Genomic DNA, 10,898 nt, shown 5'->3' with positions numbered 1-10,898 from the left:
GACAAATTGAGTAGTAAAGAACATGTAGACCCCTTCAAGGGGTAAGCCAAAGTAGCAAAGACATTTAGCTTGAACGAAGAGAAAGCAGCGTCATTTAGGCGCAGTCGGTAACAAGCCCTTATAGGGCGAGCAAACCACCCGCTATGCGGGTGGTTATGATTTATAGTTACTTGCTATCTACCAGCCGGATCATCAACTGCCCCCGTTCAATGGTGATGTTCACCGCCTGTCCGGTGGTAAACCCGGCTTCTTGCAGCCAGTTCCCTTTTAAGTGCAAACTGTGCCACATCAGTGTGCCACCTGCTGTTTATGAGAAACAAGAAAAAGAGGCGAAAAAGATGTCCGGAATTATCATGCCACTACAGGCGAAGAACTGCGTTATTTTAGTGGTAAGAATGAAGGGGTTAAAATATTCCAACACAATAAATTTTTCCCTGAGCAGTTTGATACCAAAGTATTAGCTAATTGGGCCCCGTTGCGTTGTATTTGACTTTAAGGTCGCAAGGTTGAATTAAACCCATTGCTTTTTAGTAAGTTATTGGTTTAGTTTGTAGTCTTGCGATAAAAACATAAAAAAGCTGAGTGGGATAGCTTATAATGTCTTTCCCCTTAAAAACCGGCATGAATGGATAGTATGAAATACCGTGACTTAAGAGATTTTCTGGCCTTATTGGAGCAGAAAGGTGAGTTGAAACGTGTTAGCTTCGAAGTTGATCCTTATTTAGAGATGACTGAAATTGCGGATCGTACCCTTCGCGCTGGTGGACCTGCCTTGTTGTTTGAAAATCCCAAAGGTTATTCAATGCCTGTATTGTGTAATTTGTTTGGTACTACTGAACGTGTTGCTATGGGGATGGGGCAGAAAGATGTTAAGGCTTTGCATGATGTAGGTAAGTTATTGGCTTTTTTGAAAGAGCCTGATCCTCCGAAAGGTTTTCGTGACTTGGTGGAGAAGCTACCGAAATTTAAGCAAGTTCTTAATATGCCGACCAAACGGCTTAATAGTGCGCCTTGTCAGGAGCAAGTTTGGGCTGGTGACAATGTAGACTTAACTCGTCTTCCTATAATGCACTGTTGGCCAGAAGACGCTGCTCCGCTGATTACTTGGGGGCTGACAGTAACCTGTGGTCCGAATAAAGAGCGGCAAAATCTTGGTATTTATCGCCAGCAGGTGCTGGGTAAAAATAAACTCATCATGCGCTGGTTATCTCATCGCGGTGGAGCCCTTGATTTTCAGGAATGGTGTCAGGCTCATCCAGGAGAACGCTTCCCGGTAGCTGTTGCATTAGGTGCCGATCCAGCGACAATATTAGGTGCTGTGACCCCAGTTCCTGACACATTATCGGAATATGCATTTGCTGGGTTATTGAGAGGATATAAAACAGAAGTTGTGAAATGTCTTTCAAATAACCTGGAAGTACCCGCAAGTGCTGAGATCATATTAGAGGGATATATTGAGCCTGGCGAATTAGCGCCAGAAGGGCCATATGGTGACCATACGGGCTATTATAATGAAATCGATATGTTCCCGGTGTTCACTGTAACGCATATTACTCAACGTCACGATGCTATTTATCATTCGACTTATACTGGTCGTCCGCCAGATGAACCTGCTGTGCTAGGGGTTGCATTGAATGAAGTGTTAGTACCGATTTTACAAAAGCAGTTTCCTGAAATTGTCGATTTTTATCTGCCGCCGGAAGGTTGCTCCTATCGTCTTGCCGTCGTGACGATGAAGAAACAGTACGCTGGTCACGCCAAGCGGGTCATGATGGGAGTCTGGTCGTATCTGCGGCAATTTATGTATACAAAATTTGTTATTGTTTGTGATGATGATATTAATGCCAGAGATTGGAACGATGTCATTTGGGCAATAACTACACGAATGGATCCGGCAAGAGATACAGTATTAATGGAGAATACTCCAATCGATTATCTTGATTTTGCATCGCCAGTCTCAGGATTAGGGTCGAAAATGGGAATGGATGCAACGAACAAATGGCCGGGAGAGACGCAGAGGGAATGGGGACGCCCTATTGTGATGAGTGAAGAAGTGCGTACCCGCGTCAACAAGATTTGGGATGAATTAGATATTTTAGGACCATAAGAGGGAACGCATGACAACACTGAGCTGTAAAGTAACCTCTGTCGAGGCTATTACGGAGACGGTTTATCGGGTACGGTTATTTCCCGATTCTCCGTTCTCATTCCGTGCCGGTCAGTATCTGATGGTGGTGATGGATCAGAGAGATAAGCGTCCGTTTTCAATGGCATCAACACCTTCAGAAAAGAAGTTTATTGAACTGCATATTGGTGCTTCTGAGCTGAATTTATATGCGATGGCTGTGATGGATAAAATTCTGGATCAGAAAATGATCAATGTTGATATCCCTCATGGTAAGGCTTGGTTCCGGCAGAGCAGTACTAATCCGCTGTTATTGATTGCGGGAGGGACAGGTTTTTCTTATACCCGTTCTATATTGCTGACAGCGTTGGAAGAACAACCTGAGCGTCAGATCTCTATTTATTGGGGTGGCAGAGAATCACAACATTTATATGAGCTTGCTGAATTACAATTACTTACAGAGCGTTATCCTAATCTGGTGGTTGTTCCGGTTGTTGAACAGTCGGAGAATGGTTGGTGTGGACGTACTGGAACAGTGCTCAAAGCGGTATTAGAGGATTTTGGCAGTTTAGCCAATCATGATATCTATATTGCAGGGCGATTTGAAATGGCAAAAATTGCTCGTGAACGCTTTTGCAGTGAGCGTGATGCTTCTGCTGACAACATGTATAGTGATGCTTTCGAATTCATTTAAAATAATAAAAAAACCCGCCCCTGACAGGCGGGAATTACGGCAACAACGACTCAGTTATAATATTTTTTACAGATAAGTTCTTAATCCATTCTTTCTATAATAGTGGCAATACCTTGGCCTAAACCGATACACATGGTTGCCAGCCCAAACTGAACATCGCGGCGCTCCATTAGATTCAACAATGTTGTTGTAATGCGGGCACCTGAGCAGCCTAATGGATGCCCTAGAGCGATTGCTCCACCATTAAGGTTCACTTTGTCATCCATGCGATCCAGCAAATTCAGACCTTTCATGCAAGCAAGTGACTGAGCGGCAAATGCTTCGTTCAGTTCAATCACGCCAATATCATCCAGCTCCAGACCTGCTTTTTTGAGGGCCTTCTGTGTAGCAGGGACAGGGCCATATCCCATAATGGAAGGATCACAGCCAACAACTGCCATTGAACGGATACGGGCGCGAGGCTTTAGCCCCAGATTTTTAGCATAGCCTTCACTGGTTATCAGCATCGCAGATGCACCATCGGATAAGGCAGAGGAGGTACCTGCTGTAACCGATCCTGTTATCGGATCGAAGACTGGACGCAGAGCTGCCAGATCTTTCAGGTTGGTATCTGGACGGATAACTTCATCGTAATCAAACAACTTCAGTGTACCATCGGTATCATGACCGTAAATTGGTGATATCTCATTGGAGAATGCACCTGATTGTGTTGCTTGTGTTGCATTTTGGTGAGAACGAAGTGCAAATTCATCCTGCATTTCACGGCTGATATGGTGGATCTTTGCCAGCATCTCGGCGGTCAAACCCATAACTCCTGCGGCCTTGGCGACACTTAGGCTCATTTTAGGATGGAAATCCACACCATGAGTCATCGGAACATGACCCATATGCTCTACACCACCAATCAGTGTGACATTAGCTTCTCCGGTCATAATCATGCGGGCACCATCATGCAGTGCCTGCATTGATGAGCCGCACAGCCGGTTAACGGTCACAGCGGGTACAGAGTGAGGGATATCAGCCAGTAATGCAGCATTACGGGCAATGTTGAATCCTTGCTCCAGAGTCTGCTGAACACAGCCCCAGTAGATATCATCTACTTTGTGTTTTTGTATTGCCGGATTACGTTTAAATATCTCTTTCATCAGGTGAGCAGAGAGATCTTCAGCCCGGACCTGACGGAATGCACCACCTTTTGAGCGCCCCATTGGGGTGCGGATGCCATCAATAATGACTACATTTTCCATGTTTCCAGACCTCACGCTGTTGTTCCGGTGCTGACAGCAATCGTTGCTGCTGTAGGGTAGTAACTTTCATTACGTTCAGCTTTGGCTTTCAAACCAGGTGGTACCTGATAAAGAGCACCGAGGTGAGCATAATTCTCAGCCATTTTAACGTAATTTGCTGTTCCCATTGTTTCCAGATAACGGAAAACACCACCGCGGAACGGAGGGAAACCAATACCATAAACCAGAGCCATATCCGCTTCTGCCGGGCTGGCAATGACACCTTCTTCCAAACAGCGGACAACTTCGTTGATCATTGGGATCATAGTGCGGGCAATGATTTCTTCACCGGAGAAATTATTCTTCGGTTGGCAGATGGTTGCCAACAGTTGATCAGTTTGCTCGTCCTGCTCTTTCTTTGGTTTGCCTTTCTTATCCTGTGTGTACTTATAGAAACCAATACCGTTTTTCTGTCCATAGCGTTGATTTTCATATAGAACATCAATAGCATCTTTATAATCACGCTGCATACGATCCGGAAACCCTTGAGCCATGACTGACTGAGAATGATATGCAGTATCAAGACCAATGACATCAATAAGATAAGCAGGACCCATTGGCCAGCCAAATTCCTTCTCCATAATTTTGTCTATCTGGCGGAAATCACCACCGTCACGCAACAACATACCGAAGCCAAGGAGATAAGGGAGCAGCACCCGGTTTACAAAGAATCCCGGACAGTCGTTAACAACAATAGGTGTTTTACCTATTTTGCTGGCGTAAGCCACTACAGTTGAAATTGTTTTTTCTGAGGTTTTTTCGCCGCGGATCACTTCAACCAGTGGCATACGATGCACTGGGTTAAAGAAATGCATACCACAGAAATTTTCCGGGCGTTTTAGAGAATTAGCTAATTCTGAAATTGGAATTGTTGAAGTGTTGGATGCCAGAACACAATCTTCATTAACCAGAGTTTCAGTTTCTGAAAGTACAGCTGCTTTAATCTTAGGATTCTCTACTACTGCTTCAACCACTATTTGAGCCTGTTCGATGCCAGCATAATTTAGTGTAGGTTGAATAGAAGAGAGAGTTTTCGCCATTTTTATGGCATCCAGACGGCCGCGTTCAAACTGTTTGTTCAGTAGTTTCGCAGCTTCATTCATTCCTAATTCAAGGGCATTCTGACTGATGTCTTTCATCATGACAGGAACCCCTTTGCGGGCAGATTGATAGGCGATACCGCCACCCATAATTCCTGCTCCCAGAACTGCGGCATACTCAGGTATTGTTACTTTTTTCAGGTGTTTTTTCGCCAGTCCTTTGATGTACTGGTCATTAAGAAAAATACCGACTAAAGCACGGGCAACATCTGTCTGTGCCAGAGGGATAAAGTTGGCGGCTTCCACTTCCAGTGCTTCATCACGGCCAAGTGTAGCGGCTTTTTCTATGGATTTAACTGCGGTAATAGGCGCTGGGTAATGAGGACCAGCAACTTTCATCACCATACCTTTTGCCACGCTAAAACTCATGCCACGTTCAACTTCATTGAGTTTTAAGGGCTCTAACTTTGGCTGGCGTGCTGCTTGCCAATCAAGGTTCCCAGCAATAGCCTGTTCCAACATTGATACAGCAGAATTAATCAGTTTTTCACCAGAGACAACGGCATCAATCAGGCCGTTTTTCAATGCTTCTTCTGCTCCAATGTCTTTACCGGCAGCAATGATATCCAGTGCGTTATCAGTTCCGATAAGGCGGGGAAGGCGAACTGAGCCGCCAAAACCAGGCATAATACCGAGCTTGGTTTCTGGCAGCCCAATGCGCACATCGGGGGAGGCCACTCGGAAATCTGTAGACAGAGCACATTCACAACCCCCCCCAAGAGCATAACCATTTATTGCTGAAATGGTTGGGACGGGCAAGTCTTCTATCCGGTTAAAAATGCTATTTGAGAAATTAAGCCATTCTTGCAGTTTTTCTACTGGTGCATCGAATAAAGAGAGGAATTCAGTAATATCCGCACCAACAATAAATGCAGCTTTATCAGAACGTAATAAAACGCCTTTTAATTCAGTTTGTTGCTCCAGACTGGCGACAGCCTTATCCAGAGATGCAACAGTCTTGGTATCCAGTTTATTAATCGCGGCCGGGGCATTGAAAACCAGTTCAGCAATGCCATCTTTCAGCCAGCTTACTTGAATTGTTTCACTTTGATAGAGCATGTCGTTCTCCTAAATGAGCGCATACCATCTGGTATGACCAGATAGGTTTGATTGTGGTTATTATGTTAAGTAAATGCAAACGAGTGATTAGTTTTTTGCAAGGGTGATCACAAGTAAGATTTGTATCTCATTGACAGTAATTGTTTTTATATTTTTATAAATAAGGAGTTAGCAGGATCCGATAAATTGGGATGATTTTCGCGTGATACCTGCAAATATCAATAGCTGTGATAAGCTAATGGTTCAGCCATAAAATAAAAAAAGGTCAATTGAAATGGAAAAGTTGGCATCTCTGTACCACGAACATATCTCTACATTGCAACAACGTACCCGCGAAGTACTGGCCTGTAATCAATTGGATGCTCTGCTTATTCACTCTGGTGAATTACAGCGTATTTTTCTGGATGACAGAGATTATCCTTTTAAAGCTAGTGCTCACTTCAAAGCTTGGGTCCCTGTCACTAAAGTACCTAATTGTTGGTTATGGGTAGATGGTATTAATAAGCCTAAATTATGGTTTTATTCACCGGTAGATTATTGGCACAGCGTAGAACCGTTGCCAACCGGTTACTGGACTAAAGAAGTTGAAATGATTCATCTGGCAAATACCGGAGATATCAATTCAGAGTTAAGTACTTATGTGAAACAGAATGTTGCTTATATTGGTTGTTCACAACCAAGAGCAAAAGAACTTGGTTTTTCTGAACATAATATCAATCCGAAAGCCGTTTTGGATTATTTGCATTTTTATCGTTCATATAAAACAGATTATGAACTGGTCTGTATGCGTGAAGCACAAAAAACGGCTGTTGTCGGGCATCTGGCAGCTTATGAAGCATTTCAGGCTGGAATGAGTGAATTTGATATTAATATATCTTATCTGATGGCAACAGGTCATCGTGATACAGATGTGCCTTATGACAATATTGTTGCTATAAATGAAAATGCGGCTGTTTTGCATTACACTGTATTACAGCATAATGCACCTTCAGAAATGCGTAGTTTCCTGATTGATGCTGGCGCTGAATATAATGGCTATGCAGCAGATATCACCCGTACTTATTCAGCAAAAAGTAATAACGAATTTGCTGCTCTGATTAAAGATATGAATGCTGAACAAAAAGCACTAATCAGTACGATTAAAGCGGGAGTGCGCTATACCGAATATCATATTCAGATGCATCATCGGATTGCTAAATTGCTGAAAAAATACGGTATTGTGAAAGATATCAGTGAAGAAGCTATAGTTGAAAAAGGGCTGACAACGCCATTCTTTCCACACGGCATTGGTCATCCTCTTGGATTGCAAGTTCATGATGCGGCAGGGTTTATGCAGGATGATACAGGCACACATTTAGCAGCTCCGGCCATATATCCATATCTGCGTTGTACCCGTATTCTGGAACCCCGTATGGTACTAACTATCGAGCCGGGCCTTTATTTCATTGAATCGTTGCTTGCACCTTGGCGTGAAAGTGATTTCAGTAAGCATTTTGACTGGAATAAAATTGGGATGTTTAAACCTTTTGGTGGTATTCGTATCGAAGATAACATTGTTATCCATGAGAATAAGGTGGAAAACATGACTAGGGATCTGCAACTGCCATAATGAAGCCTTATTTGATACCCACAGCTCCAGTGAGTTTGACTGAAGAGATTAAAAAAAGTCGTTTTATTACCCTGCTGGAGCATACCTGTGGGGTAGATGAAGCTAAGGCATTTATCCAGCAAATCAAAGCTCAGTACCCTGATGCCCGGCATCATTGCTGGGCATTTGTTGCCGGTGCTCCGGATGATTCACAACAATTGGGTTTCTCTGATGATGGTGAGCCTTCAGGGACCGCAGGTAAGCCAATGCTATCCCCGCTTATGGGAAATAACATCGGCGAAATAACCGCAGTTGTTGTCCGTTATTTTGGCGGAATAAAATTAGGTACCGGTGGATTAGTAAGGGCATATGGAAATAGTGTCCAACAGGCGCTGAAATTGTTGGAAACAAAATATAAGGTTCCACAGAAAATCTGCTCCTTGCAGTGTGAATATGCCCATATCTCTATGATTGAACAGTTATTACAGAAATCAGAGGGCCAGATTATTGCCAGTGAATATGCAGAGAGGGTTACTTTGCGAATTTCACTTCCAGCTACCCTTGTGGGTGAAGTCGGTGATAAATTACGTGATCTGAGTCGTGGTGTACTGTATTTAACACCTGATCTGTAAATATTGTCTGTTAACTGGATTTCTAAGGAACCAGCTGAATGCATTTTCGTGCCATAACCCGTATTGTTGGGCTGCTTGTCATTCTTTTCTCTGTCACCATGATTATTCCAGGATTGGTAGCACTTATCTATCGTGATGGCGCTGGGCGTGCATTTAGTCAGACATTTATTTTTGCTTTAGTTATCGGTTTGATGCTTTGGATACCAAACCGGGAGCAAAAACATGAATTAAAACCCCGTGAAGGGTTTCTTATCGTTGTTTTGTTTTGGACGGTACTTGGTAGTGTCGGGGCTTTACCGTTCATCTTTTCTGAGCAGCCAAATCTTTCTATTACAGATGCATTCTTTGAATCTTTCTCTGGTTTAACAACAACGGGCGCTACAACACTTATTGGGCTTGACACTCTACCTAAAGCAATTCTTTTCTATCGGCAGATGCTGCAATGGTTGGGGGGGATGGGGATTATTGTACTGGCTGTTGCAATACTGCCTCTGCTTGGGGTTGGGGGAATGCAGCTTTATCGGGCTGAAATGCCAGGGCCTTTGAAAGATAATAAAATGCGACCACGAATTGCTGAGACAGCAAAAACTTTGTGGTTGATTTATGTGTTACTGACAATTGCTTGTGCTCTGGCGTTATGGGCGGCTGGTATGTCAGTTTTTGATGCTATTTCCCATAGCTTTTCAACCATTGCAATTGGTGGATTTTCTACTCATGATGCCAGTATTGGCTATTTTAATAGCCCCGTGATAAATACTATCATTGCAATTTTTCTACTGATTTCTGGTTGCAATTTTGGTCTGCACTTCGCGGTGTTAACGGGACGCAGCCTGACAGTGTACTGGCGGGATCCTGAATTCCGTATGTTCATCTCTATTCAATTAGCACTGGTGATTATCTGTACTTTTATCTTATGGCACTATGCTGTTTATAAATCGGGAATGGAGACACTCAACCAAGCTTTTTTTCAGGTTGTCTCAATGGCGACAACGGCTGGGTTCAGTACAGATAGCTTTGCCCGTTGGCCCTCATTTTTGCCAATACTGTTGTTGTGCTCTGCTTTTATCGGTGGTTGTGCGGGTTCGACCGGGGGGGGGCTGAAAGTCATTCGTATCTTATTGCTATTCCTGCAAGGTTCCCGTGAGTTGAAGCGGTTGGTTCATCCGAATGCGGTTTATACCTTAAAATTGGGGCGAAGAGCATTACCTGAGCGTATTATTGAAGCTGTCTGGGGATTCTTCTCTGCCTATGTTTTGGTATTTATCATCAGCTTGTTATTACTTATCGCTACTGGCGTAGATGAACTTTCTGCTTTTTCTGCGATAACCGCTACACTGAATAATCTAGGGCCTGGGTTGGGTGTTGTTGCTGATAACTTTACTGCAATGAATCCTGCTGCTAAATGGATATTAGTGATAACGATGTTGTTTGGCCGTTTGGAAGTATTCACTTTGTTAGTTTTATTTACACCGACCTTCTGGCGTGAATAATCTATTGGAAGAAGAAGGATATAGTTATGAACTGCTTGTTGCTTTATTCCAGTCGGGATGGGCAGACTAAGAAAATTATTACCCGCATTGCTGAGAATCTACGCAGAGCAGGGCAGATATGCGATCTCAGAGATTTGGCAACAGCAAAAACAATCGATTTGGAATCTTATGACAAGGTTATGATTGGCGCTTCAATCAGATATGGTCATTTTAGTGCAGCACTGAAAAAATTTGCTATTCGCCATCAACAACAACTTAATAAAATACCAACCGCATTTTTTGGCGTGAATCTGACAGCAAGGAAACCAGAGAAGTGCACACCTGAAACGAATGTATATGTTCGTAAATTTCTGCTTAATACTCCTTGGCAGCCAGATCTGTGTGGTGTTTTTGCTGGTGCGTTACTTTATCCTCGTTATCGCTGGCTGGATCGTGTAATGGTTAAACTGATCATGAAGATGACTGGTGGGGAAACGGATACAACCAAAGAGATTGAATATACCGACTGGCAGCAAGTTGATCGTTTTGCAGATGATTTTCTTAAAGTGGCGAGTAAAAAATAACTGATTTGTTCTTTTTTTCAGTGCTTCGTTGGAAAAATCGGCGAACGACAGTTTTTTTCAAATAAACGCTTGCCAGCGACGAAGAACTCCCTATAATGCGCCACCACTGACCGACACAACGCTGACAAAGCTTGTGAGGCCAGGCAGAGCAAAGTGAATAAGCGCTTGACTCTGCGGGCGAAAAGCGTAGTATACGCAGCCCGGCTGAACGAGAATATCAATTTTTGTTTCAGCCTGCTCTTTAACAATTAATCAGACAATCTGTGTGGGCACTCACAAGACCGTATCACAAAAAAATACACTAAAGTCTTGAAGAGTGAACAACAGTTAATTCATGACGAAATAACAGTCAGTTTCTTTG

9 protein-coding genes are annotated in these 10,898 nt (G+C 43.3%); 6 read left to right on the top strand and 3 right to left on the bottom strand.

The window, feature by feature from the left end:
* Positions 1–166: 166 nt before the first annotated feature.
* A complete protein-coding gene (locus C5471_RS22035) occupies positions 167–289 on the bottom strand; it encodes a SymE family type I addiction module toxin (RefSeq protein WP_133816331.1) in 123 nt (40 codons plus the stop codon).
* A 345-nt stretch (positions 290–634) separates the two neighbouring features.
* On the opposite strand from C5471_RS22035, the gene ubiD reads away from it, so the two are divergent.
* Together ubiD and fre are read left to right on the top strand one after the other, a co-directional pair.
* Positions 635–2,107 carry a 4-hydroxy-3-polyprenylbenzoate decarboxylase gene (ubiD, locus tag C5471_RS22025; RefSeq protein WP_133816330.1) on the top strand — a complete coding sequence of 491 codons (1,473 nt, stop codon included), beginning with the start codon at positions 635–637 and terminating at the stop codon, positions 2,105–2,107.
* Positions 2,108–2,117: 10 nt separating this feature from the next.
* On the top strand, positions 2,118–2,819 hold the full coding sequence (gene fre / locus C5471_RS22020; protein WP_133816329.1) for an NAD(P)H-flavin reductase: 702 nt from the start codon (positions 2,118–2,120) through the stop codon (positions 2,817–2,819).
* A gap of 80 nt (positions 2,820–2,899) precedes the next feature.
* Here fre and fadA read toward each other — a convergent pair whose 3' ends face one another.
* Positions 2,900–4,066: an acetyl-CoA C-acyltransferase FadA gene (fadA, locus tag C5471_RS22015; RefSeq protein WP_133816328.1), complete on the bottom strand. Its 1,167-nt coding sequence runs from the start codon at positions 4,064–4,066 to the stop codon at positions 2,900–2,902.
* An 11-nt stretch (positions 4,067–4,077) separates the two neighbouring features.
* Positions 4,078–6,264: a fatty acid oxidation complex subunit alpha FadB gene (fadB, locus tag C5471_RS22010; protein WP_133816327.1), complete on the bottom strand. Its 2,187-nt coding sequence runs from the start codon at positions 6,262–6,264 to the stop codon at positions 4,078–4,080.
* A 274-nt stretch (positions 6,265–6,538) separates the two neighbouring features.
* Here fadB and pepQ point away from each other — a divergent pair, with 274 nt between their 5' ends.
* Genes pepQ through hemG form a run of 4 tightly spaced genes read left to right on the top strand, consistent with a single transcriptional unit; the run spans position 6,539 to position 10,537 of the window.
* On the top strand, positions 6,539–7,873 hold the full coding sequence (pepQ, locus tag C5471_RS22005; RefSeq protein ID WP_133816326.1) for a Xaa-Pro dipeptidase: 1,335 nt from the start codon (positions 6,539–6,541) through the stop codon (positions 7,871–7,873).
* Positions 7,873–8,484 carry an IMPACT family protein gene (locus tag C5471_RS22000; RefSeq protein WP_133816325.1) on the top strand — a complete coding sequence of 204 codons (612 nt, stop codon included), beginning with the start codon at positions 7,873–7,875 and terminating at the stop codon, positions 8,482–8,484. Before pepQ ends, C5471_RS22000 begins: the two co-directional genes overlap by 1 nt.
* Positions 8,485–8,522: 38 nt before the next feature.
* Entirely contained in the window at positions 8,523–9,974 is a 1,452-nt protein-coding gene (gene trkH / locus C5471_RS21995; protein ID WP_133816324.1) for a Trk system potassium transporter TrkH, read from the top strand.
* 26 nt (positions 9,975–10,000) lie between these two features.
* On the top strand, positions 10,001–10,537 hold the full coding sequence (hemG, locus tag C5471_RS21990; RefSeq protein WP_133816323.1) for a menaquinone-dependent protoporphyrinogen IX dehydrogenase: 537 nt from the start codon (positions 10,001–10,003) through the stop codon (positions 10,535–10,537).
* Positions 10,538–10,898: the final 361 nt, after the last annotated feature.

This window comes from Photorhabdus tasmaniensis (assembly GCF_011189505.1).
Classification (GTDB): Bacteria; Pseudomonadota; Gammaproteobacteria; order Enterobacterales; family Enterobacteriaceae; genus Photorhabdus; species Photorhabdus tasmaniensis.
Note: the sequence above shows the minus strand (reverse complement) of the source record. Positions and strands in the feature narration are given on the sequence as shown.